The organism is Micromonospora sp. NPDC005324 (assembly GCF_040607155.1).
In the GTDB taxonomy this organism is placed as follows: domain Bacteria; phylum Actinomycetota; class Actinomycetes; order Mycobacteriales; family Micromonosporaceae; genus Micromonospora; species Micromonospora trifolii.
Genome location: NZ_JBEXGE010000019.1, coordinates 16,317 through 41,264 on the forward strand (window position 1 = coordinate 16,317; position 24,948 = coordinate 41,264).

Annotated in this window: 24 protein-coding genes; 11 read left to right on the forward strand and 13 right to left on the reverse strand. The window is 69.9% G+C overall.

Features of this window, described 5'->3' with window-relative positions:
- The first annotated feature begins 33 nt into the window (after window positions 1-33).
- Genes ABZS40_RS20155 through ABZS40_RS20165 form a run of 3 tightly spaced genes read left to right on the forward strand, consistent with a single transcriptional unit; the run spans window position 34 to window position 2,479 of the window.
- Window positions 34-1,524, forward strand: coding sequence for a phosphatase PAP2 family protein (locus ABZS40_RS20155; protein WP_354944778.1), 1,491 nt, complete (start codon window positions 34-36; stop codon window positions 1,522-1,524).
- An 11-nt stretch (window positions 1,525-1,535) separates the two neighbouring features.
- Window positions 1,536-2,345, forward strand: coding sequence for an endonuclease/exonuclease/phosphatase family protein (locus ABZS40_RS20160; protein ID WP_354944779.1), 810 nt, complete (start codon window positions 1,536-1,538; stop codon window positions 2,343-2,345).
- On the forward strand, window positions 2,342-2,479 hold the full coding sequence (locus ABZS40_RS20165; protein WP_354944780.1) for a hypothetical protein: 138 nt from the start codon (window positions 2,342-2,344) through the stop codon (window positions 2,477-2,479). The genes ABZS40_RS20160 and ABZS40_RS20165 overlap by 4 nt, the downstream gene beginning before the upstream one ends.
- 195 nt (window positions 2,480-2,674) lie before the next feature.
- On the opposite strand, the gene ABZS40_RS20170 is transcribed toward ABZS40_RS20165, so the two are convergent.
- Together ABZS40_RS20170 and ABZS40_RS20175 are read right to left on the reverse strand one after the other, a co-directional pair.
- The gene (locus ABZS40_RS20170; RefSeq protein ID WP_354944781.1) at window positions 2,675-3,550 is read right to left on the reverse strand and encodes an alpha/beta fold hydrolase; all 876 of its coding nucleotides are present in this window, start codon (window positions 3,548-3,550) and stop codon (window positions 2,675-2,677) included.
- On the reverse strand, window positions 3,547-4,509 hold the full coding sequence (locus ABZS40_RS20175; protein ID WP_354944782.1) for a TIGR03557 family F420-dependent LLM class oxidoreductase: 963 nt from the start codon (window positions 4,507-4,509) through the stop codon (window positions 3,547-3,549). The genes ABZS40_RS20170 and ABZS40_RS20175 overlap by 4 nt, the downstream gene beginning before the upstream one ends.
- Before the next feature lie 375 nt (window positions 4,510-4,884).
- Between ABZS40_RS20175 and ABZS40_RS20180 the strand changes: the two genes are divergently transcribed.
- Window positions 4,885-6,219 carry a cellulase family glycosylhydrolase gene (locus tag ABZS40_RS20180; RefSeq protein WP_354944783.1) on the forward strand — a complete coding sequence of 445 codons (1,335 nt, stop codon included), beginning with the start codon at window positions 4,885-4,887 and terminating at the stop codon, window positions 6,217-6,219.
- Window positions 6,220-6,302: 83 nt separating this feature from the next.
- Here ABZS40_RS20180 and ABZS40_RS20185 read toward each other — a convergent pair whose 3' ends face one another.
- The 7 genes from ABZS40_RS20185 to ABZS40_RS20215 all read right to left on the reverse strand — a co-directional run bounded on the left by ABZS40_RS20185 (window position 6,303) and on the right by ABZS40_RS20215 (window position 14,358).
- Window positions 6,303-6,623, reverse strand: a complete 321-nt coding sequence (locus tag ABZS40_RS20185) for a multidrug efflux SMR transporter (protein ID WP_354944784.1) — start codon at window positions 6,621-6,623, stop codon at window positions 6,303-6,305.
- 643 nt (window positions 6,624-7,266) lie between these two features.
- The gene (locus ABZS40_RS20190; protein WP_354944961.1) at window positions 7,267-8,529 is read right to left on the reverse strand and encodes a sigma-70 family RNA polymerase sigma factor; all 1,263 of its coding nucleotides are present in this window, start codon (window positions 8,527-8,529) and stop codon (window positions 7,267-7,269) included.
- A gap of 3 nt (window positions 8,530-8,532) precedes the next feature.
- The gene (locus ABZS40_RS20195) at window positions 8,533-8,934 is read right to left on the reverse strand and encodes a YciI family protein (protein WP_354944786.1); all 402 of its coding nucleotides are present in this window, start codon (window positions 8,932-8,934) and stop codon (window positions 8,533-8,535) included.
- A 104-nt stretch (window positions 8,935-9,038) separates the two neighbouring features.
- Window positions 9,039-11,174: an alpha-galactosidase gene (locus tag ABZS40_RS20200; protein WP_354944787.1), complete on the reverse strand. Its 2,136-nt coding sequence runs from the start codon at window positions 11,172-11,174 to the stop codon at window positions 9,039-9,041.
- Entirely contained in the window at window positions 11,171-12,055 is an 885-nt protein-coding gene (locus ABZS40_RS20205; protein WP_354944789.1) for a carbohydrate ABC transporter permease, read from the reverse strand. Before ABZS40_RS20205 ends, ABZS40_RS20200 begins: the two co-directional genes overlap by 4 nt.
- The gene (locus ABZS40_RS20210) at window positions 12,052-13,008 is read right to left on the reverse strand and encodes a sugar ABC transporter permease (RefSeq protein ID WP_354944790.1); all 957 of its coding nucleotides are present in this window, start codon (window positions 13,006-13,008) and stop codon (window positions 12,052-12,054) included. The genes ABZS40_RS20205 and ABZS40_RS20210 overlap by 4 nt, the downstream gene beginning before the upstream one ends.
- 21 nt (window positions 13,009-13,029) lie before the next feature.
- Window positions 13,030-14,358, reverse strand: a complete 1,329-nt coding sequence (locus tag ABZS40_RS20215; RefSeq protein WP_354944791.1) for an ABC transporter substrate-binding protein — start codon at window positions 14,356-14,358, stop codon at window positions 13,030-13,032.
- A 282-nt stretch (window positions 14,359-14,640) separates the two neighbouring features.
- Between ABZS40_RS20215 and ABZS40_RS20220 the strand changes: the two genes are divergently transcribed.
- The 3 genes from ABZS40_RS20220 (at window position 14,641) to ABZS40_RS20230 (ending at window position 18,052) form a co-directional block, all read left to right on the forward strand.
- Window positions 14,641-16,632 (forward strand): beta-galactosidase, encoded by a 1,992-nt coding sequence (locus tag ABZS40_RS20220; RefSeq protein WP_354944792.1) that lies wholly within the window; start codon window positions 14,641-14,643, stop codon window positions 16,630-16,632.
- Window positions 16,633-16,669: 37 nt separating this feature from the next.
- Window positions 16,670-17,446, forward strand: a complete 777-nt coding sequence (locus ABZS40_RS20225) for a DeoR/GlpR family DNA-binding transcription regulator (RefSeq protein WP_112675483.1) — start codon at window positions 16,670-16,672, stop codon at window positions 17,444-17,446.
- A 117-nt stretch (window positions 17,447-17,563) separates the two neighbouring features.
- Entirely contained in the window at window positions 17,564-18,052 is a 489-nt protein-coding gene (locus ABZS40_RS20230) for a hypothetical protein (protein ID WP_354944794.1), read from the forward strand.
- 191 nt (window positions 18,053-18,243) lie between these two features.
- On the opposite strand, the gene ABZS40_RS20235 is transcribed toward ABZS40_RS20230, so the two are convergent.
- Window positions 18,244-18,480, reverse strand: coding sequence for a hypothetical protein (locus ABZS40_RS20235; protein WP_354944962.1), 237 nt, complete (start codon window positions 18,478-18,480; stop codon window positions 18,244-18,246).
- Between the two features lie 86 nt (window positions 18,481-18,566).
- The gene (locus ABZS40_RS20240; protein WP_354944796.1) at window positions 18,567-18,839 is read right to left on the reverse strand and encodes a DivIVA domain-containing protein; all 273 of its coding nucleotides are present in this window, start codon (window positions 18,837-18,839) and stop codon (window positions 18,567-18,569) included.
- 331 nt (window positions 18,840-19,170) lie between these two features.
- Between ABZS40_RS20240 and ABZS40_RS20245 the strand changes: the two genes are divergently transcribed.
- The 3 genes from ABZS40_RS20245 to ABZS40_RS20255 all read left to right on the forward strand — a co-directional run bounded on the left by ABZS40_RS20245 (window position 19,171) and on the right by ABZS40_RS20255 (window position 21,658).
- The gene (locus ABZS40_RS20245; RefSeq protein ID WP_354944964.1) at window positions 19,171-20,043 is read left to right on the forward strand and encodes a helix-turn-helix transcriptional regulator; all 873 of its coding nucleotides are present in this window, start codon (window positions 19,171-19,173) and stop codon (window positions 20,041-20,043) included.
- The gene (locus tag ABZS40_RS20250; protein ID WP_354944797.1) at window positions 20,040-20,249 is read left to right on the forward strand and encodes a DUF397 domain-containing protein; all 210 of its coding nucleotides are present in this window, start codon (window positions 20,040-20,042) and stop codon (window positions 20,247-20,249) included. Before ABZS40_RS20245 ends, ABZS40_RS20250 begins: the two co-directional genes overlap by 4 nt.
- Window positions 20,250-20,707: 458 nt before the next feature.
- Window positions 20,708-21,658 carry a sporulation protein gene (locus tag ABZS40_RS20255; RefSeq protein ID WP_354944798.1) on the forward strand — a complete coding sequence of 317 codons (951 nt, stop codon included), beginning with the start codon at window positions 20,708-20,710 and terminating at the stop codon, window positions 21,656-21,658.
- Window positions 21,659-21,723: 65 nt separating this feature from the next.
- On the opposite strand, the gene ABZS40_RS20260 is transcribed toward ABZS40_RS20255, so the two are convergent.
- Both ABZS40_RS20260 and ABZS40_RS20265 read right to left on the reverse strand, forming a co-directional pair.
- Window positions 21,724-22,101 (reverse strand): hypothetical protein, encoded by a 378-nt coding sequence (locus ABZS40_RS20260; RefSeq protein ID WP_354944799.1) that lies wholly within the window; start codon window positions 22,099-22,101, stop codon window positions 21,724-21,726.
- 177 nt (window positions 22,102-22,278) lie between these two features.
- Window positions 22,279-24,321 (reverse strand): glycerophosphodiester phosphodiesterase family protein, encoded by a 2,043-nt coding sequence (locus ABZS40_RS20265; protein ID WP_354944800.1) that lies wholly within the window; start codon window positions 24,319-24,321, stop codon window positions 22,279-22,281.
- 191 nt (window positions 24,322-24,512) lie between these two features.
- Between ABZS40_RS20265 and ABZS40_RS20270 the strand changes: the two genes are divergently transcribed.
- Window positions 24,513-24,932, forward strand: a complete 420-nt coding sequence (locus ABZS40_RS20270) for a hypothetical protein (protein WP_354944801.1) — start codon at window positions 24,513-24,515, stop codon at window positions 24,930-24,932.
- Window positions 24,933-24,948: the final 16 nt, after the last annotated feature.

Genomic DNA, 24,948 nt, shown 5'->3' on the forward strand with positions numbered 1-24,948 from the left:
TGCGCCTCGCCAGACAGGAAAGGGAGGTGCGGGGTGACCGCGGTCAAAGAGGTGGCTCGCCGTCCGATCGGTCATTTCGCCGAACGGAGCATTGCCGGTCTGGTGGCCGTCACCGGCGCCGGGGTGGCCTTCGGGCTGCTGTTGTTGCTCGTCCGGGTGCGGTGGAGCCCGCTCCAGGATGCCGACCACGGGCTCGCCGAGTGGTTCAACGGGCTCGTCGCCCCGCACCACGCGCTGGTCACAGTGCTCCAGGCGGTGACGGACCTGGGCGGCCGACCGATCCTCATCTGGCTGGTCACCATCGCCGTGGTCGGGCTGCTGATCCGGCGGCAGCCCCGACTTGCCGTCTACCTGATCATCACGGGGGTCGGTGGCCTGATCCTCGACCCGTCGCTGAAGACGCTTGTCGGCCGGCTCCGCCCGGTCGTGGACGTGCCGATCGCCAGCGCGCCCGGCAACAGCTTTCCGAGCGGGCACGCGCTCGGCTCGTTCGTCGCGTACGGCGCGCTGCTGCTGGTGTTCCTGCCGGCGATGGCGCCCCGCTGGCGCAAGCCGGCCATCGTCGGCGTCGGTGTGCTGGTGACACTGGTCGGGCTGACCCGGATCGCGCTGGGCGTGCACTTCGTCTCCGACGTGCTGGCCGCCTGGCTGCTCGGAGCCGCCTGGCTGGGTGTCACCGCGTACGCCTTCCGACTGTGGCGGCGGGAGCGGGGGCGGCCGGTGCCGCCGCTGACCGAGGGCCTGGAGCCGGAGGCGGGGCACGACATCGCCCCCGCCCCGGCCGAGGAACACGTGTTGGCCCACCCCCGCTCGGCGGTGGCCGAGCTGCTGGTCGGCTGGGTGATCGTGTTCGGGGCGCTGTACGGCTTCGGCACGTACGTCAGCTACCACGCCAAGGGCACCTTCTTCGACACCCTCGACACGGAGGTGCCGCGGTGGTTCGCCGAGCGGCACACCGAGGTGCTGACCGACGTCAGCTGGTGGTGGAGCAAGTTCGGTGACACCCATGCCATCCTGCTGATCTCGCTGGTGTTCTGCCCGCTGGTGTTGGCGGTGTGGCGGCGCTGGCGTCCGGTGCTCTTCGTGGCGCTGGCGATGGTGGGGGAGTTGACCCTCTTCCTCGCGTCGGCCCGCGCGATCGACCGGCCGCGTCCGCCGGTGGAGAACCTGGACGGCCAGATGCCCACCTCGTCGTTCCCGTCCGGGCACATCGCTGCCACGATCTGCGTCTGGCTGGCGATCACCCTCATCGTCTTCCCGCGTACCGACAGGTGGTGGCGTTGGATCTTCGTGGCGCTCGCCGTGCTCATGCCGGTCGGGGTGGCCACGTCGCGGATGTACCGGGGGATGCACCACCCGACCGACTTCATGGGCGCGATCCTGCTCTCCGCGCTCTGGATCGGCCTGCTCTACCTGGTGATCCGCCCGAACGAGGACCTGAAGGAAGGCAACCGACCCGCCATCGAGTCGGAGGACGTGGACACCCTCGACGACGAGCTGGCGCGGGCCGGCCGAGCCGACTAGGCGCCGCCGTCGTGCTGCGGGTGATGACCTGGAACATCCGCACCGGCGGCCGGGATCGCGGCGGCCTCGACCGGCTGGATCAGGTGGTCCAGGTCGTCGACGAGCAGGCACCGGACGTGCTGGCCCTGCAGGAGTTGCGCGGCTTCGACCGGGACGGGCTGATGGCCGCCGTGGCGGGCCGGGTGGGGATGAGTCCCCACCTGGCCCGGTCCTGCGTCGGGCAGCCGGTGGCGGTACTGGTCCGGCCGCCGTACCGGGTCGTCGACGCGGGGCCGGTGCGTCGTCCGTTCCACCACGCCGCCGCCCGCGTCGTGGTGGCCACATCGGCCGGCCCGCTCACTGTGCTCGGCACCCACCTCTACCCGTACTCCGGTGGCCGGCGGCGGATGGAGGTCGACTGGTTGGTCGCCGCGATGCGCCGTCACCAGGGTCCGCTGACGCTGGTCGCCGGCGACCTCAACTCGCTCGACCCGACCGTCGACCACACGGCCCGGCTGGCCGGCATGCCCACCCTCTACCGGCGGCGGCACCTGCGTCGCTCCGGTGACGCCGTGGACACCCGCGCGATCGCCCGGCTGCTCGCCGCCGGTCTCGTCGACCTCTGGCCTTCGGGCAACGTCGACGTGCCGGAGGCCGCCGGCCACACAGTGCCCACCCGGCTCGGCGGGGCCGAGTTCGCCGGGATGCGGCTGGACTACCTGCTCGGCAGCACCGCGGTGGCGCAGCGGGTGCGCGACTGCCGGGTGATCCGTGACGGCGTGACGGCCACCGCCTCCGACCACTACCCGCTGCTCGCCGAGGTGGACCTCGCCGACGGGTGAGCGCCCGAACGGCCGTAGACCCCGTCGTGGCGGCGCTGCTCGCCACGTCGAGCGGCGGGTTCGGTGCCTACACCAACAGCCTGATTGTCCCGGCCAGCGCCGCTTGGCAGTGGGACGCGATCCGACTCCTCTGACGTCGGGGACGGTATGGGAGGGCTCACCGGAGCCCTCCCATACCCAGATCTCGGGGTCGACCGTTAGGCGTCAGAGCACGAGATTCAGCAGGACGGTCAGCACCACCGAGGCCACGATCGAGAAGAGGATCATCAGGAGGCAGCCGAGGCCCCCGCCGAGCGGGCGGATCTCCGTGTTGCCGAAGCGCATGATGGTCACCTGTCCGTGAGTGCGGAATGAGGGGCGAGCAACTGCCGGATCGCGTCCGCGACCGCCGCTGGGTCGGTCGTCGCCGCGTTGTGCGGGGCGCCGGGAACGACCACCAGGTTGGCGCCCGGCACCAGCCGGGTCACCTCATCACGCCAGCGTGGCGGCGCGATCGGGTCCCGCCCACCGGTCAGGACCAGGGTCGGCGCGGTGATCCGGACCAGGTCCGCCTCGATGGCATTGTGCACCGAGTGCGACAGCGTCGCGAAGACCCGCCAGGGCCGGGCGTTCCAGACGTCCCGCGCCAGGACCGGCGCCTGGAGCGGCGCCTCGCGGGTGTTGTCCACCAGCCACCGACCGAGCAGTCCCCGGCGGGTCCGGGCGGCCGGGTCGCTGGTCGGCCCGGCCAGCACCAGCGCGCGTACGGCGCCCGGGTGGTTCGCGGCGAGCGCGGCGGCCACCTCGGCACCGAACGAGTGCCCGAGCAGGCAGACCGGCGGCAGTCGGTACGCGGCCAGCCAGGCGGCCAGGTGCTCGGCATGCCGGCGCACGTCGTACGCGCCCCGGGGGCGTTCGGTCAGCCCGAAGCCGGGCAGGTCCGGCACGTACACCTGATGGGTGGTGGCGAGCGCGACGGCCAGCGGGGTGAGATACCGGTGCGAGACCGCCAGGCCGTGCACGAGCACCACGGGTGGCGCTTCGCTGGTCGGGCCCGCAGCGCGCCGGGTGTGGGTGCGCAGCCCGTCGACGAGCCGCCACTCGCTGGTCAGTCCGGCGGCCGGCCGGGGCGCGGCCATGCCGAGCCGCAGTTCGGCCAACCCGAACCGGCTGGTCCGAGCCGGTCGGGCCGGCCGGTGCGGCGGATGGATCGCGGTGCGGTTCACAGCTGGCGCAGTCGGGGCAGCAGTTGCTCCTGCGCCCAGTCCAGGAACATCGGCTGGGTCTCTCCACCGACCTGGACGATCGCCACGTGGGTGAAGCCGGCGTCGACGAACCTGCGGAACGCCTCGAAGTGCGCGTCCAGGTCCGGACCGCAGGGGATGCCCTCGGCGACGTCCTCCTCGCGGACGAACTGGGTGGCGGCGGCGAAGGACTCGGGGCCGGGCAGGTCGGCGTTGACCTTCCAACCCATGCCGAACCAGCGGAACTGGTCGTGCACGATCTTGCGGCATTCCGCCTCGTCGGGGCCGTAGCAGATGGCCACCTGGCCGTAGCGGGGCTGGCCGGCGCCACCGGCGTCGTCGTACATCTCGATGATGTGCCGGTCGGGTTCGGTGGAGATGAGGCCGTTGCCGTACTCGGCGGCCAGCGTCGCGGACTGTCGACCGGACGCGGCGATGGCCATCGGTACCGGCCGTTCCGGGCGGTCCCAGACGTAGGCGTCGGGCACGTCGAAGTGATTGCCGGAGAAGGTCAGCGTCTCCCCGTTGAGCAACGGCCGGATGATCTGCAACGCCTCCTCGAACATCTCGTGCCGCTGCTGGACGTGCGGCCAGCCGCCGACCACGTGCTCGTTCAGGTTCTCCCCGGCGCCCAGGCCCAGGGTGAACCGGCCGTCCGAGAGCGCCCCGATGGTGCTGGCCTTCTGCGCGACCACGGCCGGGTGGTAGCGGCGGATCGGGCAGGTCACGAAGGACATCAGCTGCGCGCGGGAGGTGGCGTGGGCGACCGCGCCGAGCACCGACCAGGCGTACGGAGAGTGGCCCTGCGAGTCCAGCCAGGGGTAGTAGTGGTCGGACATCACCAGCTGGTCGAAACCAGCCGCCTCGGCGCGCACCGCATGGTCCACCAGCTGCTTGGGCCCGGCCTGCTCGCTCATCAGGGTGTAGCCGACGCTGACCATCCTGGTATCCCCTCTCGCTGACGGATCGTTCCCGGGATACCCCGGTGCACGGCGGTCAACCCTCCCGTCCGGTTCGGCCGCCGGGGTGCTTGACGGATCCCGGCCGCCTGCCTACCGTCGCTCTTAACCGGTTAAGAGCCGGGTGTGGCGCACATCCTGTGGTGGGGATGACCGCCCCGCGACGGCCCGCGTCCGCGTGGGCCGTTGCGGCTGTCCGGGCTGCGGGCCCGTCAACTGAACCGGTTGCGAAGACCAAGCCATCGTCCTACGCTGATGCCTGCGCCGGGAGCTGGGCGCGGCTGCCGGGCTGCAGCCGCCTTCCCCCGTCACATCCCCACCCCTGTCGGGCACCGGGGGTCCTCCCTGAGGAAGGCCATGAAGACTCGACTCTCCGCCGCCGGCGCGACTCTGCTCGCGTTGCTCGTCACCGTGCTGGCGTTCGGCCAGCCGGCACACGCCGCGGCTGGTTTCTCCGTCGCAGGCGGCAAGTTGTACGACGCCAACGGCTCCGAATTCATCATGCGCGGCGTCAACCACGCGCACACCTGGTACCCGCAGCAGACCAGCTCGTTCGCCGACGTGAAGGCGCTCGGCGCGAACACCGTGCGGGTGGTGCTCTCCAGCGGCGACCGGTGGACCCGCAACACCAACGCCGACGTCGCCAACGTCATCTCGCTCTGCAAGGCCAACCGGCTGATCTGCGTGCTGGAGGTGCACGACACCACCGGGTACGGCGAGCAGAGCGGCGCGATCACCCTCGACCGCGCCGTCGACTACTGGCTCAGCCTCGCCGACGTCCTCGCCGGCCAGGAAAGGTACGTCATCGTCAACATCGGCAACGAGCCGTACGGCAACCAGAACTACGCCTCCTGGGCCACCGACAGCGCCAACGCGATCAAGCGCCTGCGGGCCGGCGGGTTGACCCACACGATCATGGTGGACGCGCCGAACTGGGGGCAGGACTGGTCGTTCACCATGCGCGACAACGCCGCGTCGGTCTTCGCCGCCGACCCGGCCCGCAACACAGTGTTCTCCATCCACATGTACGGGGTGTTCGACACCGCCGCGGAGATCAGCGACTACCTGGGCCGGTTCCGCGCTGCCGGGCTGCCCATCGTGGTCGGTGAGTTCGGCTTCAACCACTCCGACGGGAACCCGGACGAGGACGCCATCCTCGCGTACAGCCAGGCCAACGGGATCGGCTGGCTGGGCTGGTCGTGGAGCGGCAACGGCGGCGGCGTCGAGTATCTCGACCTGGCCACCAACTTCAACCCGGCGAGCCTGACCGACTGGGGTCGGCGCCTCTTCAACGGCGTCAACGGCATCCGGCAGACCGCCCGCGAGGCCAGCGTCTTCGGCGGCACCCCGCCGCCGACCACCCCACCCCCGACGACGCCCCCGCCGACGAACGGTGGCTGCACGGCGACGTACACGGTGACCAACCAGTGGCAGGGCGGCTTCCAGGGTGAGGTACGGGTGACCGCCGGCGCGAGGGCGATCACCGGTTGGACCGCCGGCTGGACCTTCGCCAACGGCCAGCGCATCACCCAGTCCTGGAATGTGGCCCTCACCAGCAGCGGAACCACTGTGACCGCCCGCAACACCGACTACAACGGACGGCTGGCCGCCGGGGCCAGCGCCAGTTTCGGCTTCCTCGGCAGTTGGACGGGCACCAACAGCCCGCCGGCGGTGAGCTGCACGGCGAGCTGACCGTCGGACCGGTGGTCGGGTCCGCGACGGCCCGGACCGGTGGTCGGGTCCGCGTCGGACCCGGCCACCGGAACCCGCCCCGGTCAGTGCTGCCCGGACAGGTTCACGATCACCACCCCGGCGATGATCAGCGCGATGCCGGTGAGCTTCGCGAGCCCCACCGACTCACCCAGGAACACGGCCCCGATCGCCACGATGGCCGCGGTGCCCAGACCCGACCAGAGGGCGTACGCCACCCCCACCGGGATCTCCTTGACAGCCTGGGCCAGCAGGAGAAAAGCCACCGCGTAGCCGCCCAGGCACGCCACCGTCGGCCACAGGCGACTGAACCCGGCGGTGCTCTTGATCAGGCTGGTCGCCATCACCTCGGCGAGGATGGCGATCCCCAACAGCACGTACGCCATGCGTCCCCTCGGTGCTTCGTGGTCGATGAAGCTCGTCGCTACCCAGGCTAGTGCCGGTACTGTCCCCGTCCGGCCGCCCCGCCCACGCCCGGTCGACGTCGAGTCGACCCGTCTGCGTGGGGCGCGTGCCGCCCGTCTGCGTGGCGTGCGTGCCGCCCGTCTGCGTGGCGTCCGTGCCGCCCGCCGACGTGGCGTCCGCGCGGCCCGTTGAGGCGGCACCCGTGCGGCCCCGGCACATGTCGCAGAAGTCCTTTGGAGCTGATGTCTCAAACGAATCGGGTGTGGCGATGAAGCGAGCCTCGCCAACAAATCAGACGAACTGGCGAATCAGCCTCACTAATAAATCAGACGTCGCCCACTGGATCTGCCGTGCGCCCGGCACCCGCCCCGGTGGATGAATCGTTTACGGCATCAGCTCCAAAGGACGCCAAGCACACCCGCTCACCCCAGTCTCGGTAGGGTCGCGCCGCCGCTAACCCGAGCCGCGCCGCCGCTAACCCGAGCCGCGCTGCCGCCCGGGCCGCCGGGCCGCCGCCGGGCCGCCGGGCCGCCGCCGGGCCGCCGGGCCGTCGCCGTGGCGTCGTGCCGCCGCCAAGGCGGGTGAAGCCGGCTGGTTGCGCCAGGCGGCACTTGGTCCGTGGCTTCACGGCAGGTCAGCGGACTCGGTGGCCAGTTGGGCAGCTCGCATGGTCAGGTAGAGCTGTTCGGGGCGGCTGCTCGTGCGGGCGGCGGCGGCCCGGTAGTCGGCGATCGCCTGGGCCTGGTCACCGGCCATCTCGTGCAGGTGGGCGCGGGCGGCGGCCAGCCGGTGGTGTGCGGCCAGTTGCGGGTCGTGGGCCAACTCGTCGAGGGCGGCCAGGCCGGCGGCCGGGCCGTGCACCATTGCCGTCGCCACGGCCCGGTTGAGCGCCACCACGGGGCTGCCCGCCAGCCGTTCCAGTACCTCGTACAGCGCCAGGATCTGCGGCCAGTCGGTCTGCTCGGTGCTCGACGCCTCGTCGTGCAGAGCGGCGATGGCGGCCTGCACCTGGTACGGACCGACCGGCCCGCGCGGCAGGGCCCGGGTGACCAGTGCGACGCCCTCGGCGATCGCCGTCGCGTCCCAGCGGCTGCGGTCCTGATCGGCCAGTGAGATCAGCTCGCCGGAGGGCCCCGTCCGCGCCGGGCCGCGTGCCTCGGTGAGCAGCATCAGCGCCAGCAGCCCGGCCGATTCGCTGTCGTTCGGCAGCAGCGTGTGCAGCGCGCGGGTCAGCCGGATCGCCTCCGCCGCGAGGTCCACGCGGCGCAGGTCCGGGCCGGTGGTGCTGGTGTGCCCCTCGGTGAAGACCAGGTACAACACCTGCCGTACGGCGATCAACCGGTCCGACCGCTCCGCCGGCTCGGGCATCCGGAACGGCAGCCCGGATGCCCGGATGCGCTGCTTGGCCCGGCTGATCCGCTGCGCCATCGTCGCCTCGGGCACCAGGAACGCGCGGGCGATCTCGGCCGTGCTCAACCCGCCAACGGCGCGCAGGGTCAGCGCCACCGCCGACGTCGGCGCGAGGGCCGGGTGGCAGCAGAGGAAGAGCAGCACCAGCGTGTCGTCCCGCTCGGCGGTCAACTCCTCGTCTGAGGCTGGCGCGTACCGCTGGTCGTCCGGGTCCCGGCGGGCGACCAAGTCCTCCCGGCGGCGTCTGGCCTGCTCACCGCGGACCAGCTCGATCATCCGCCGGTAACCGACCTGGATCAGCCAGCCCCGGGGGTTCGCCGGCAGCCCCTCGGTCGGCCACTGGGTGGCGGCGGCCAGCAGCGCCTCCTGCACCGCGTCCTCGGCGGTGGCGAAGTCACCGAAGCGGCGGCTGAGCACGCCGAGGACCTGCGGCGCCAACTCGCGCAGCAGGTCCTCGATGCGGGGATCGGTGTTCAGCCCTCACAGCTCCTGGGTCGGGGCGGACATCACCGGGTGCACCTCGATCGGCATGTTCAGCGGCCGGCCGCCGGGGCCGGGCGCCGTGGAGATGTGCGCCGCCAGCTCCACGGCCCGCTGCGGGCTCTCGCAGTCGACGATCCAGAAGCCGGCCAGGAACTCCTTCGTCTCGGCGAACGGCCCCTCGGTGACCACCGGGGCCCCGCCCTCACCGGCGCGGACGATGCGGGCCTGCTGCGGGCCGCCGAGGCCCTGCCCGTCGACCCACTCGCCGGCGGCGGTGAGCTTGTCGTTGACCTCGCCCATGAAGGCGATGTGCGCCCGGACCTCGTCCTGGGTCCACGTGTCGATGCTCGGGAAGTCGGTCCCGGCTGCGCTGAACTGCATCAGCAGCATGTACTTCATGGTTGGCTCCTCACGCCCGCGCACCCTCGTCGGTGCTCTCACACTGAGGTAGAAGCAGGCCCCGCCGTTCTCGACACCCCGGCCGACGATTCTCCAGAATCTTTTCAGTCGACGGCGTCGACCTCCAGCACCAGGCTCTGCTCCGGGTGCAGGGCGGGCAGCTGCACACCCACCCGGGCCAGCGCCCCCCCGCTGAGAGTCAGACCACTCGCCAGCCAGGTGGGCGGCGACAGGTCGATACTCGCCGGAGCAGGGACGCCGGACACCTGTCGTACCCGGTACCGCCGGCCCGGGTCGAGGCCGGGCAGCCGCACCGCGCCGGGCACCTGGGTCACGGAGGTGGTCAGCCGGGCCACCGCGTACACCGCTCGGGTGTTGTCGTGGTCGATGACGCCGTGCGCCCAGACGGCCGGGTCCGGGTGGTCGACCCGGACCACCCGGCCAGCGTGCAGCAGCGGGCGCAGCCGCTTGTGCAGTGCCACCCAGGCGGCCAGCTCGGTCTGCTCGCCGGCGCTGATCGACGCGATGTCCCACTCGATGCCGTGGTGGCCGAAGAGCGCGGTCGCCGCCCGGAAACCCAGGTCGTGTACGCGGTGGGTGGTGTGCGAGCGTTCCGGGCCGACGTGGGTGCCGATCAGCTCCGGTGGCAGCAGCAGCCCCGTCCAGCGTTGGATGCTGAGCCGTTCCAGGGCGTCGTTGCAGTCGCTGGCCCAGACCCGGTCGGTGCGCGCCAGGATGGCCAGGTCAACCCGGGCCCCGCCGGACGAGCAGCTCTCGATCTCCAGACCCGGGTGTCGATCGCGCAGCTCGTCGAGGAGCCGGTAGACCGCCAGGGTCTGCCCGTGCACCCCGGGGCGGCCGTGGTGCCCGGCCTCGGTGAGATCCCGGTTCTGGTCCCACTTGAGGTACCGGATGCCGGGGTGGTCGGTGAGCAGCGTGTCGAGGCGTTCCAGCACATGGTCGTACGCCTCGGGGCGGCCCAGGTCGAGCACCTGCTGGTGACGCCAGGCCGGCGGCAGCCGCCCCGGCACGGCGAGCAGCCAGTCGGGGTGCGCGCGGAACAGGTCCGAGTCGGGGTTGACCATCTCCGGCTCGACCCAGAGGCCGAACTGGAGGCCCTGGCCGGCGACGTGCTCGATCAGCGGTTGCAGGCCGTCCGGCCAGACGCCCTCGTCGACGTACCAGTCGCCGAGCCCGGCGGTGTCGTCGCGCCGGCCGCGGAACCAGCCGTCGTCGAGCACGAACCGCTCCACGCCGATCTGCGCGGCCCGGTCGGCGAGCGCCCGCAGCCGGTCCAGGTCGTGGTCGAAGTAGACCGCCTCCCAGACGTTGAGGGTGACCGGGCGGGGGGAGCGCGGGTGTCCGGGGCGGGCCCGGAGGTGGGTGTGCAGCACGTCGCTGAGCCCGTCCAGCCCGGCGTCGGACCAGACCGCGTAGAGCAGGGGAGTCTCGTACGACTCGCCGGGCCCGAGCCGGATCTCCCCGGGGGCCAGCAGCTCGCCGCCACCGACTGTGGACTCGCCGGTGGGCCGACGCTCGGCGAACGTGACGTGGTCGCCGCTCCAGGCGGTGTGCACCGCCCAGACCTCGCCGTGGCCGAAGCCGAACCCGGTGGTGCCGGCCACCAGCAGCAGTGTGGCGTCGTGCCCGGTACGGCCGTGTCGGCTCTCGCGGACCCAGGCGCCGTGCTGCCACGGGTGCCGCTGCGGGGACCGTTCCCGACACCACCGGCCGGTCAGGTCGAGCAGTTCGGTGGCGACCGCCGGCACCGGCAGCACCGGCGTCAGCTCCCGCAGCTCGTACGCGCTGTCGCCGTCGTTGCGCAGCCGGTGCCGAACGGTCAGCAGGCCGTGCGGGTCGAGCGTGATCTCGATGGTCACTGCCAGCCCGGCCGCCGGGTCCGACGCCCGGACGGTCACCCGGGCCGGTCCGTCGGCGGGCTGGTCGACGTCGAGGCCGTCCAGCCGGAACGCGGTGGACCAGTCGGCCCCGTCGCGGTGCCCGGCCAGACCGGGCCGTCCACTCCAGCCGGCGCTCGCCTCCGGCAGCACTGACAGCACTGTCGGCTCGTCGAAGCTGCTCGGCACCACCGGCGGTACTGTCGCGTCGGTGAGCTGGCGCAGGCCGTCGTCGTCGAGGTCGCCGATGTCGCCGCCCCAGTGCACGACCCGGGGCAGCCCCGGGCCGCGCGCGTCGAGCACCAGGCTGGTCAGCGCGCGGCGCAGGTGCAGGATCGTCATCCTTTGGAGGCTCCCAAGGTCAGGCCCCGAACGAAGTGCCGCTGGAGCATAAAGAAGATCACCAGGGTGGGGATCGCGACGAGCACGCTGCCCGCCGAGACCAGGTTGTTGTCGGTGAAGAACTCACCGCGCAGGTTGTTGAGCGAGCTGGTCACGGGGAACTTGTCGCCGGTGCGCATGAGGACGGTGGCCCAGAAGAACTCGTTGTAGATCCAGGTCACCTCCAGCGTCGCCAGTGCGGCCAGGGCCGGCCGGCACAGCGGCATGGTGACCTGCCAGTACTGTCGCCAGATGCTCGCCCCGTCGACCATCGCCGCCTCGTACAGGTCGCGGGGGAGCGCCTTCATGTAGTTGCTGAGCACGAAGACACAGAACCCGCACTGGAAGGCCACGTTGATCAGGATCAGGCCCCAGTAGCTGTCGTAGAGCAGCTCCGAGTCGCTCATGAACTCCGGCAGCGGCACCTCGGTGAAGAGCCGGAACAGCGGGATGAGCAGCGCCTGCTGGGGCAGCAGGTTGGCAGCGGTGAAGATCCCGAGCAGGACGAGGTTGAGCTTCCAACTGAACCGGGCGATGACGAACGCCACGCAGGAGGCGAGGAAGAGCGTCAGCAGCACCGCCGGCACTGTGATGTACACCGAGTTGAGGAAGTGCTGCCCGAACTCCGCCGTCCGCCAGGCGGTGACGTAGTTGTCGAAGGTCCAGCCGCCGAAGGAGACGTAGCCGTTCGCGGCGGTGTAGTCGTACGAGCGCAGCGAGGTCAGCACCGCCCAGGCGATCGGGAAGAGCCAGGCCAGCGAGACGACGATGAGGAAGCCGTGCAGCAGGATCCGTAACGGGGTCAGTTTCTTGCGGCGGCGGACCGGAGTGTCGACGCTCATTCCCGGTTCTCCCTCATCACGGTCGCCAGGTAGATGGCGATGAAGACCAGCGAGACGACCAGCATGATCGTTGCCAGCGCCGAGCCGAAGCCGATCCGGCTCGCCTCACCCACCACGTTCTGGGTGACCAGCGCGGAGATCAGCTCCAACCCGTTGCGGCCCTTGTTGACCACCCAGACCAGGTCGAACGCGCGCAGCGACTCGATCACGGTCACCACCAGCACGATGATGTTGATGGGCCGCATGACCGGGAACACGACCCGGAAGTACGTCCGGCTCTCCGAGGCGCCGTCGACCGCCGCCGCCTCGCGCAGCGACGGATCGACACCCTTCAGGCCGGCAAGGTAGAGCAGCATGATGTACCCGACGTGCCGCCACCCGGAGGCGATCATGACCGCCCAGATGTTGACGTTCGAGTCGCCGTACCAGTCGATGCTGCTGCCGAAGACGGCGTTGATCAGGCCCTGGTCCCGGGAGTAGAGCAGCTGCCAGACGAAGCCGATGAGCGCCAGCGAGAGCACCACCGGCAGGTAGAGCGCGGTCTGGTAGAAGCGGCTGCCGCGCAGCTCCTTGTCCAACAGCACGGCCAGGAACATGCCGAACGGGGTGGCGACCACGAAGAGCGCCGCGAGCCACAGCAGGTTGTGTTGGACCGCCGGCACGAACGGCGGGTAGATGTTCACCACGTCGCTGTAGTTGCGCGCGCCGACGAACTCGATCTCGTTGAGAGGGCCGATGCCGTCCCAGTTGGTGCCGGAGAGCAGCACGGTGGCCGCCGCCGGCAACCAGACGAACCCGGTGACGAGCAGCAGTGGGACGAGCACCATCAGCGTGATGACCACGCGGTCGGTGCGGGACAGGAGCCGTAGCCGCCGGCGACGACCACCAGTCGAGGTGGTCGCGGCCGGCGGCGGCACGGCGCGATCCGCTTGGATCAGGGGCAGGTCGGACACGATGTCCTCCCCCTTCCGCCGTCAGTCAGTGAAGATCGACTTTTTCTGGTTCTCGATGGACGAGGTGAGCCCGCCGATGTCCTTGGGGTCCTTGATGAACTGCTGGAGCGCCGGGATGATCACCGTCGAGGCGAAGTCCGGCCGGGTGTCCCGGTCGAGGAACTGGGCGATCTCGGTGGCCGACCCGACCAGCTCGGCGGCCTTCTTCTGCAGCGCTGTGTAGCCGCTGACGTCGGCGCTGCCGTTGGCCACCAGGGTGGCCGGGTCGTTCTTGACAGTGATGTTCGCGGCGTCCTTGCCACCGAAGTACTCCAGCAGCCTGCGCGCGTTGTCCTCGCTCTTGGGCTTGCGCGCCATCATGTAGCCGTCGATCGGGGCGTCCAGCGCCTTGGCGCCGATGGCCGGGTCGATCTCGGGGAAGGTGAAGAAGTCGAGGTCGCTCTGCTCCTCGTTGCTGAACTGCTGACCGACGAAGAGGCCGAGCAGATACATGCCGCTCTTCTTCTGCTGCAACGACTGCGCGGCCTCCTGCCAGGTGCGGCCGAGGCTGTCCGGCTGGTGCAGGGGGAGCAGGCCGGCCCAGGTGTCGAAGACCTTCTTGACCTTGTCGGAGGTCCAGGTCTCCTTGCCGGCCATCAGGTCGATGTGGAACTGGTAGCCGTTGATGCGCAGGTTGAGGATGTCGAAGGTGCCCATCGCCGGCCAGCCGTCCTTGTCGGCGAAGGCGATGGGGGTGAGGCCGTCCTTCTTCATCTGAGCGCTGAGCGCGGTGAGCTGGTCCAGGGTGGTGGGCACCTCGTAGCCGCGCTGCTGCCACACCGACTTGCGGTAGAAGACCGCCCACGGGTAGTAGGACGCCGGTACGAAGTACTGTTTGGCGTCGTCGCCGGTGGATGCCTTCTTGAAGGCGTCGGAGTAGCCGGAGAGCTTGCCCCACACGTCGCTGATGTCGCTGGCCAGGCCCTTCTGCGCGAAGAAGCGCATCCGGTAGCCGGCGAACCAGGTGAAAACGTCGTCCGGCTTGCCCTGTAGGTAATTGTTGATGTTCTCCTGGAACGTGTTGTGGTCGACCGTATTGACCGCGACCTGCACCCCGGACGAGGTCTTGAAGCCGTCGGTGACCTTGACCATGACGTCCTTCGGCTTCGGGTCGGACTGGTTCGAGCCGAGCGACACGTCCTTGCTGGACCCGCCGGAGCCGGAGTCGTCGCCGCAGCCGGCGAGCAGGCCGGTGCCGAGCAGCGCGCCCGTGCCGGCGGCGCCGGCCAGCAACGACCGTCGGTTGATGCCGGCGACTGAGGGCGGTACGAGCCGAGCCAGGTACTCGGCTTGGGATTGGGGACGGGACATCTGTGCCTCCTGCGGATGAGAAGGAGCTACGCCCAAGGGCCTCATGGTGGTGAGGGCAGGTCCAACGCCGTGATCACACATTGAGATCCACCGAGAATCCACATTGGCGAACACGAACGGCCATTGGGGCCTCAAGCTACCCTGCGGTCGGGCGCTGTCAAGAGGGCAGTTCGCCTCTGATAACCCAGTCGTGACACGGCCGTTACCTGGTAAACGTTGGAAAGAAGCTCGATGTTGGAACCTGTTGACTTCCACCGACCAGCGGGTGCACCCTCAGCTGTCATGCGGCGATGGCAGGGTGACAGCATCTATTTCGGCGGCGACTACAACCCCGAGCAGTGGCCCGAGGAAACCTGGTCCGAGGACGTCGACCTGATGCGCCAGGCCGGGGTCAACCTGGTCTCCGTCGGCATCTTCTCCTGGGCGTTGCTGGAGCCCACCCCGGGGCGGTTCGAGTTCGGCTGGCTGGACCGCGTGCTGGATCTGCTGCACGCCGGCGGCATCCAGGTCGACCTGGCCACCGCCACGGCCAGCCCCCCACCGTGGTTGGCCCGCGCGCACCCGGAGATCCTGCCCCGCCGGGCCGACGGCGCGATCCTCTGGCCGGGCGGACGACAGGCGTACTGCCCCAGCTCACCGGTGTTCCGCGAGCGGTCGCTGGAGCTGGTGCGCGCGGTCGCCGGCCGGTACGCCGAGCACCCCGCCGTGGTCATGTGGCACATCTCCAACGAGCTGGGCTGCCACAACGTGCACTGCTACTGCGACGTCAGCGCCGAGGCGTTCCGCGGTTGGTTGCGCGAGCGCTACGGCGACCTGGACCGGCTCAACGATGCCTGGGGCACCGCGTTCTGGAGCCAGCGCTACGGCGACTGGGCCGAGATCAACCCGCCGCGCGCCGCGCTGACCTTCGCCAACCCGACGCAGCAGTTGGACTTCCTGCGGTTCTCCTCCGACGAGCAGCGCGCCCAACTGCGCGCCGAGCGCGAGGTGTTGCAGACGTTGGTCCGGCAGCCGATCACCACCAACTTCATGATCGGCCTCGGGATCAAGCACATGGACTACCACTCCTGGGCGTCCGACGTGGACCTCGTCTCCAACGACCACTACCTGACCGCCGCCGACCCGCAGGCACACCTCGGGCTGGCGCTCGCCGCCGACCACACCCGGGGCGTCGCCGGCGGCAACCCGTGGCTGCTGATGGAGCACTCCACCAGCGCTGTCAACTGGCAGCCGCGCAACGTGGCCAAGCTGCCCGGGCAGATGCGCCGCAACAGCCTCGCGCACGTCGCCCGCGGCGCCGACGGCGTGCTCTTCTTCCAGTGGCGTGCCTCCCGGGCCGGCGCGGAGAAGTTCCACTCCGCGCTGGTCCCGCACGCCGGCCCGGACACCAAGGTGTTCCGCGAGGTCTGCCAGCTCGGCGCGGACCTCAAGGCCCTCGCGGAGGTTCGCGGCAGCCGGGTGGACGCCGACGTGGCGATCCTGTTCGACTGGGAGGCGTGGTGGGGTGTCGAGCTGGATTCGCACCCCAGCGTCGACGTCACCTACGCCGACCGGCTCAACGCCCTGTACGGCTCGCTGTGGCGAGCCGGCGTGACCGCCGACATCGTCCACCCGTCGACCGACCTCAGCCGCTACCGGCTGGTCCTGGTGCCGACCCTCTACCTGGTCAGGGACGCCGACGTCGACGCGCTGCAGCGGTACGTCACGGCCGGTGGCACGGCGGCGGTCACCTACTTCAGCGGCATAGTCGACGCCGACGACCACATCCGGCTGGGCGGCTACCCGGGCGCGTTCCGGGAGTTGCTCGGCATCCGGACCGAGGAGTTCTTCCCGCTGCGCGAGGGCGAGCAGGTCCACCTCGACGACGGTGGCACCGCCGACGTGTGGACCGAGTGGGTGCATCCCGACGGCGCCGAGGTGCTCGCGTCGTACACCGATGGGCCCTTGCCGGGCGTGCCGGCGCTGACCCGACACCGGGTGGGCGACGGCGCCGCCTGGTATGTCGGCACCCGGCTGGACGAGCCGGCCACCGATCGGCTGGTGGCCCGGCTGCTCGCCGAGGCCGGCGTCCGCCCGGCGGTGTCGGCGCCGTCCGGGGTGGAGGTGGTCCGCCGCCGCGACGGCGACCGGACCTGGCTGTTCGCGGTCAACCACACCGACACCGAGGTACGCCTGCCGGCGCACGGCGTCGAGCTGTTGGCCGGAGGGCACTGCGCCGGTGAGCTGGCACTGCCGGCCGGTGAGGTGGCGGTCGTCCGTGAGGATCGGACCTGATTCTGACGACAGTCACGGCGCGAAGGAGGTTCCCCCCATGCTCGCCCAGCAGCGGCAGACCGCCATCCTCGATCTGATCCGCCAACGCGGCGGGGTGCGGGTGAGTCACCTGGTCAGTCGGTTCGGCGTGTCCGACATGACGATCCGACGTGACCTGGAGGTGTTGGCCGAACGCGGCCTGGTCGACAAGGTGCACGGCGGCGCGACCCTCGCCGGGCCGGGTTCGGCCGAGGAACCCGGCTTCGCCGCGAAGTCGATCCGCCAGCAGGCGGAGAAGCGGGCCATCGCCGAGCGGGCGGCGACGATGGTGGAGCCGGGGATGGCCATCGCGCTCTCCGCCGGCACCACCACCGCCGCGCTGGCCACGCTGCTCTCCGACGTACGCGGGCTGACAGTGGTGACCAACTCGATCCCGGTGGCCGACGCGCTCTACCAGAACCCGCGCGCCGACCAGACCGTCGTGTTGACCGGTGGCATCCGCACCCCGTCGGACGCGTTGACGGGGCCGGTGGCCGAGGCGGCGATCAGCGCGCTCAACGTCGACCTGCTCTTCCTCGGCGTGCACGGCCTCAGCCCACGAACCGGGTTCACCACGCCCAACCTGTTGGAGGCCGGGGTCAACAGGTGTCTCATCGGCGCGGCCCGTCGGCTCGTGGTGCTCGCCGACCACACCAAGTGGGAGACGATCGGCATCGCCACCATCGCCCCACTGGAGGCCGCCGACGTGCTGATCACCGACCGTGGGCTGCCGACCGAGGCGCGCACGACGATCGGCGAACAGGTCGGCGAGTTGGTGATCGTGGAACCCGACTAGGGCTGCGGCGCCCCGCCCAGCATGCCGCGCCGATCTTGCAGTTTCGGTCGTCGAGATGCGTGGAATGCCCCTTAAGTCGTCACAGAAAATGCAAGATCGCGGAAGGTGGAGCGAGGCATGCACGCGGTCAAGGTGCGATTCGCTGCGATCGTCGTCGTGGGCCTGGCCCTCGTCGGGATGCTGAGTTGGGTGGCCGGCTTGTGGCCCGCCGACCAGACCCGGGCGACCGTCGATCACTGCTATGTGACCCACGATCGGCTGGAGGCCATGCACAGCCGGTGCGTCGGCAACTGGACCCGCGGCGGCCGCGGGCAGCAGGGGCCGATCCACGGCGTCGACGTCCAGGAGTCCTGGAAGGTCATCGACGACGAGCCCAGCAGCGCGTACGAGTGGGAGGTGGCCGTCCCGGCCTCGGCTCGACAGCCACGCGTACTCGCCGACACCCGGCAGGCATGGACGTTGTCGCCGCGTGCCCTGCCCTGGGGTCTGGTCCCCGCCGGCCTCGTGGCGCTGCTGGCCGCGCTCGCCTGGTTGATCACCGCGACGGTCAGGGCACCGAGGCCGGCGCCGAGCGCGCCGGCCGAGTCGAGCGCCACGCCGACCTGACAGCGGCCGGCCACCCGCCCTTCGACCCCCACCTCTCCATGCGCGCGCCTGCCAGTGAATCTCCGAATACTCACCGAGATGCGGAAGATCTTCCGGCGGTTCCCAGCGGCTGACCTGGACCTTCGCCTCGTCGGCCTGTCGTTGCTCCTGGCATCCACGCGTCTCGTCCACGGTTGCCGTGTCGTATTGGTCTATGGATCGTCGTCCGGCAGGCAGGCACCGACGTGGTCGGCGTGCCGCCCGCAGCGGCGGCGATCGGGCAGGAGTCGGTCGCAGAAGACCCAATGTCGTACGTGCTGCGCGTCCTCGGTCGACACCGTGGTGCCGCCGAGGTCGACCTGCGGTGTGGAGGCCAGCGAGCGGGCGAGCGTCCGCGCCAGGTCCAATGCCCCAGCCAGGTCGGCGACCGCCACCGGCAGGTGGATCACATGCCGGGGCCTCTCCGTGTACGCCTCGACGGCGAACCGCGGCAGCGGCGTGAAGAGCCCGCTGTACTGGTGCTCCCATCCAGGGCTCATGGCTGACGCCGCTCGGACCAGGCGCTCTGCCAGTCGCGCAGCGCTCGCTTGACCCGGACGTTCTCCTCGCTGAGCCGAGCGACATCGTGGTGCAACGTCGCAAGGTCGAGTGCGATCCGGTGCAGGAACCGTCGTACCTCAGCGGGGTCCAGGCCCCGTCGGCCGAAACCGACGACGGTGAACTGCCGGTCGCGGACCTGACTCGGGTGCAGCCGAGCCAGCCGAGCCGCGCCGTGGAACGTGCCGTCGTAGAGCGTGCCTCGGGTCATTCGTCACCTCGCGCGTCGTCGACCGATGGGCGGGTCAGGGTCGCGAACGCGCCCTTCGCCGTGGTAGATATTCGTTCAAGTCGGTTCGGAGCCGGGATTCACGCATCCCGACGCTCTAGTTAAGACCCGACGAGAGCCGGTATGCGACTGCCACTCGCGAGGCCGTCTCTCGTCACCTTCTCGGCTGTTGGCGCAGCCGCGGTTGCCGTGTTTGCACCGGTCATCCCCGGGAGCCGGCGATCACCCTCACCCGAAGGCCACGTTTCCAGTGGCCTCGCTGTTGGTGCAACGACACCAACGGAATCGTTAATCGGTGCCTGGAGAGGTGAGCATGGCCGCGAGCAGAGAGCCATTCGTCCGAACCCTGCGTGCTCAGTGGCTAGGCCAGCAGATGCGTGAGCTGCGGGAGCGACGTGGCCTGACCCTCAAGTACGTCGCTCAGTATCTGGAGCGGGACTTCTCGTCGCTGGCACGTTACGAACGAGCCGAGTGGCCATTCCGCAGAGAACTCGTCGTCGCGTTGCTTGATCTTTACGGCGTCTACGACGAGCGGGAAAGAGACCGCCTGATCCAGCTCACCCAGGATGCCTGGCGGATCGACCGCTGGGACAGCAACCTCGACAGGACGATCTATGACACCTCGTTCATCGATTTCCCCTGGTTGGAGTCGAGAGCCGAACAGGTCTGCACCTATGCCGCGCTCCTGATCCCCGGCCTGCTCCAGACGCGTGACTATGCCGAAGCAGTCATCAGGAACGCAGAGCCAAGCTCAGCGAGCGAGGTGGAAATCCGCAAGTGGGTACAACTCCGCATGGACCGACAGCGGCTCTTGGGCGGCCCTTCGCCGACGGGACTCGCCGTCATCATCGAGGAAGCCGCGCTACGGCGGCCGGTGATGAGCAAGAGCGTGATGATCGCTCAACTCGCCCACCTCGCAGAATCCGCTAGGAGACCCAGTGTCGAGATTCGCGTCGTCCCGCTCACGCTCGGGCTGCACGGGGGCTTGGACGGCACGTTCTGGCTCTTCAAAATGCCCGCCCCATACTCCGATGTGGCCCATGCGGAGACCCTCGGAGGGCGGCTTTTTCTCGAGTCGGACAGAGCCCTGCGTTACGTCCGCGCGTACGATCGCCTCCGGGAGGCCGCACTCAGCGCGAACGAGTCGGCGAAGCTGATTGCAGCACTCGCGGAGGAGCTGTCATGAGCGAGTCCATGCCCATCGCCTGGCATATCAGCACCAGGAGCCCCGACAACGGCGGCAACTGTGTCGAGGCTGGGCCGGTCCTGGATGGTTCCGGCAGAGTGGCGGTGCGCGACAGCAAGGATCGCGCTGCGGCGACCCTCGTTTACCCGGTAAGCGGCTGGACGGCCTTCGTCAACGGGGTGAAGGACGGCGCTTTCGCGCCCTGATGCGTGATCGACTCGGGTTGCTGGAAGTCGGGGTGTCACCGCGGCCAGGACACCCCGACTTCCGGGAAAGCGAGTCGACACCTCTGCTGGTGCCGTCTTTCGGCATGCAACAGTGTGGGGGCTCGACCTCGGGCGCGTTTGGCGGCCCTCGCCGCCGCCGACGCTCTGACCAGTCGCCGGTGCGGTGGGCTGCACAGCGGCAGGTCGAACACCTGATTCGTTTCCGACATCAGCTCCAAAGGCTCGTCGACTGACATCCGCCCTCCGCTGGCGCTGAGCGAGAGGCGGACATCGGTAGGCCGAGCTGGTGATCGTGGCTCCGAGTCGATCAAGAGGCGTCGACGCCGGCGGCGCCGGCTTGGCGCTTCACAGCCACCTCACAGGGGTGCTGGATAGGGTGCCGTTCGAGTCAACGTCCGACTCCAGCCTGGAGCGGTCGGCGTCGCACAGGAGTTTCGATGGTCTTCAAGAAGATGTTGAGCGCGTTCGGTGTGGGCGGTCCCAGCGTGGACACCGTGCTGACCAACCCCAACACCCGCCCCGGCCTGACCCTCGACGGGCAGGTCAACCTCGTCGGTGGTGACGCTGAGGCAGCCATCGAGCAGGTGGTGATCGGCCTTGTCACCCGGGTCGAGGTCGAGGGACACGACACCGAGTACGCGGGCACGATGGAGTTCCACCGCATGGCGGTCAGTGGTCCGCTCCAGCTCGCCCCGAAGCAGCAGCTCTCGATCCCGTTCCAGCTGCCGGTGCCGTGGGAGAACCCGATCACCGACGTGTACGGCCAGCGCCTGCACGGCATGACGATGGGTCTGCGCACCGAGCTGGCGATCGCCCGGGCGGTCGACAAGAGCGACCTGGACCAGGTGGCGGTGCACCCGCTGCCGGTGCACGAGCGGATCCTGGAGGCGTTCCAGCGGCTCGGCTTCCGGTTCAAGCACGCCGACCTGGAGCGTGGGCACATCCGGGGCGTGCAGCAGACGCTGCCGTTCTACCAGGAGATCGAGTTCTTCGCCTCCCCGCAGTACGCCAGCACCATCCGGGAGGTCGAGCTGACCTTCGTGACCAGCCAGCGCGGTGTGGAGGTCATCCTGGAGTGCGACAAGCGCGGTGGGTTCCTCAGCGCTGGGCACGACGCGTTCGGTCGCTACCAGGTGGCGCACACCGACGCTGACCGGGTGGACTGGGCGCAGGTCGTCGACGGTTGGCTGCGCGAGACCACGTCCCGCTACGGCAGCCTGCGCTCCCAGTACGGCCCGAGCCACGGCCACGGGCACAGCCGCGGGCACGGCATGGGCGGCATGGTGGCCGGGGCGGCGCTCGGTGTCGCCGGCGGCATGGTCGCCGGCGAGATGATCGAGGACGCGTTCGAGGGCGACTTCGGCGGCGACTTCGGCGGCGACGAGTAGTCGGACCGAACGCGACGGTGGCCTCCGGGAGATTCTCCCGGAGGCCACCGTGCACTGTGAAGAGGTCAGTGCCGGGCCTTGCGCTCCTCGCTGCTGCGCCAGTTGCTGCCGGCCTTCGAGAGGCCACGGCTACCGAGGTAGCCGAGCGTCAGCAGGGTGATCAGGAACCAGGCGTTGTCGGCCCGGAAGATGTCCACCCCTGCGGAGTTCTTACCAACGACCTGCGACGCGCCCAGTACGGCGGCCACCGCGATCAGGTAGATCCAGAACTCGGTGGTCTTGAACGCCTGCTTGGTCTCCGTACCGGGTGCCTGCATGTCGTTGCGGCGCCCGTCATGCATGACCGGCATCTGCTGGGTCTGCATGTCCCGCATCTGAGCGGGATTCTGCGGGTCGTTCATGGGCCGGTTCATCGGCCGGGTGGAAGCAGCCTGCGTGCTCATCTGTCCTCCTCAGGATGCGATGAGTCGTACCTGCATTCCCTCGCCCCGCTACCGCGTGTCGGCCACGGCACGGTTCGCTTTCGTGGCGGGGACAACCCCCGACTACCCGAGGCCCCGGAGCAGGTAACACCGATCGCCGGCCGGAAAAATCCGGCCGGCGATCGGGTGGACGACGGGTCAGCGCAGGCCGTTGCGGATCGCCACGCTCACCAGAAGGCCGGGGTCGTCGGTGATGATGCCGTCGACGCCCAGCTCGATGACCCGCTGCATCACGGTGGCGTCATCGACGGTGTACGGGATGACCTTCAGGTCGTAGCGCGTCTGGAGGGTCCGAACGTCCGGTCCGTGGAAGTATGCCGGGTTCTCCCGCAGGTACCAGTCGGTCGAGGCGACAGTGCCCTGCTTCGGGTCGTGCACCTGCCAGTTGGCGGACACCGTGCCAGCGCCCGCAGCCCGGGTCAGCTTGCCGAGGTCCTGGTACTTCCACCAGTCCAGTCCACCGGTCCACGGGCTCTTCACCGACGGGTTGCCGTAGACCGCCTCCAGCGAGCACTCGTCGGCGAGGGTCGCGCACTCGGCCGGACCGTACTGCCAGACCAGGCCGACAGTGCCGATCCGCCGGTCGAGTTGCCGGGCGTACGTGATGGTGCGCCAGTCGAACGACTGGATGGTGGCCCGGCTGGTGAAGCCGGCCCGCTGGATCGCGTCGACGAGCTTGCGGGTGAAGCTGCGGTACGGCTCGGTGTCGTTCACCACCGGGCTGATCTTCGTCTCGATGTTCATTCCGATGTCGGTGCGGCCACTCGCCTTCACCAGGGCGAACACCTCGTCCAGGGTCGGGATCCGGGCACCGGGCGCAGGCACCTGGGCGGGCAGCTCGGGCAGCGTCTTCGTGCCGCAGTCCACGGTCTTGAGCTGCGCCAGTGTCAACTCGTGCACCGGCTTGCCCACGTACGGGAACTTCCGGTCTCCCGGGCGCACCGGGGCGGTGTCGACGCAGTGCGACCCGTTGACGGTGCGATCGTGCAGCACCACGAGCTTGCCGTCGGCTGTCACGTTGGTGTCCAGCTCCAGGGTGGAGATGGCCCGGTTGGACAGCGCGTTCGCGAACGCCGGCAGGGTGTTCTCCGGCCGGGTGGCCCGACCGCCCCGGTGCGCCTGGATGTCGAACGGCGCGCTGTACGCCTTCGGCAGCCGGTAGCCGCGCTGCGCCAACAGGCCCCGCAACCGGTCCGGGTAGTCGGTGATGAGGCCGTCAACACCGTCGTCGATCAGCTTGGTCATGGTCGGCACGTCGTCGACGGTCCACGGGATCACCTTGATCCCGTAACGGTGCGCCTGGGCGACCATCTCCTTCGTGACGTACGGCTTGTAGCCGGGGTCGGTGACCGTGCCGTTCTGCGGGAACCCGTGCACCGGCGAGAAGGCGCTGGCGCCGAAACTGCGGATCGCCTTGATCGGGTCGCCGCCGAAGTCGTCGATGTCCAGCCCGCCCAGCCACGGCGAGGCACCCGGCTGACCGGTCTGGAGGAAGTCGTAGTTGGTCAGGGCGACCAGCGGCAACTTCGGCTCGACCTGACGCATGCGCATCAGCGCGCCCCAGTCGAAGCTCTGGATGGTGACCTGCCTGAGCAGCCCGGCGGCGCGGATCTCGCCCGCGGTGACCCGGACGAACTGCTCACGGGGGGCGGTCTCGGTCGGCGCGCCCGCCTCGACCTTGGTCTCGACGTTGAGCTTCACGTCCTTCGCCTGGTAGCGGTTGACCAGCGCGAAGAACTCACGCAGCAGCGGCATCCGGGCACCGGGGACGGCGAGCTGGCCGGGCTTGTCCGACAGCGTCTTCGAGCCGCAGTCGAGCGTGCGCACCTGGGCCAGGCTGAGCGTGTTGATGTACTTCCCGACGTACGGGAACTCCGGGTCGCCGGGCGTCACCGCTGTGGTGTCGACGCACTTGGTGCCGGTCACCTTGCGGTCGTGGGTGACGACGGCCTGGCCGTCCTCGGTGATCTGCACGTCCAGTTCGAGGGTGCTCACCCCGAGCTGGAGGGCGTTGCCGAAGGAGGCGAGGGTGTTCTCCACCCGCAGCCCGAGGCCACCCCGGTGAGCCTGCACGTCGAATGTCCGGTCCGGTCGTGGCTTCGCCTGGGCGGGCACCGCGAGCCCGGTCGTCACCGTCGCGGCCACCAGGGCCGCGACGGCGGTACGGCGTACTGTGCGCACGCTGTCATCCCCTCCTGCCGGCGGGCATCTCCCACCGGTCGCGGGACAGCATGGACATCTCGGACTGCGGGCAGGCGGCCAGCGGGCGGCGTGAGGGTGAACCGCCGTGGACGACCTCCCGGTCAGGCCGGGTTTGGTCGGCCGATGGCCGGGCACGCAGTCAGTTCCACAGCTTCTGCGAGGTGATGGACGTGCGTGAGGACGACATGCGGCAGGATGCCGCCCGCGAGGCCGAGGATCGGATTGCCGGCGGCGTGTACGGCAAGGGCGCCCTCGACGAGGTGACTGTGCCCCGCACCGATGTGGAGAGTCAGATCCAGCGCGATGACCCGTTCGATCCGGCGAAGGAACGGATCGACCCGCAGGTGCTGCGCGACGGTGGTCCCGTCGGCGGACAGGGTGCGGTGACCACCACCGGTGGCACCGCCGGGCCGGCGAGCGTACGCCGGGTGGCCCGGCAGCCGGAGCGACACCCGGGCACTGTCGCACCGACCACCACCGGCGATGCCACCACCGGTGGCCTCAGCACCCCGATGGGTGGTGGCACCAGCGACCAGTCCACCTCCGCGACGGGTCCGGCAAAGTCCATCAGGGACAGATCCAACGACTGACCCCACCCACCGCCCC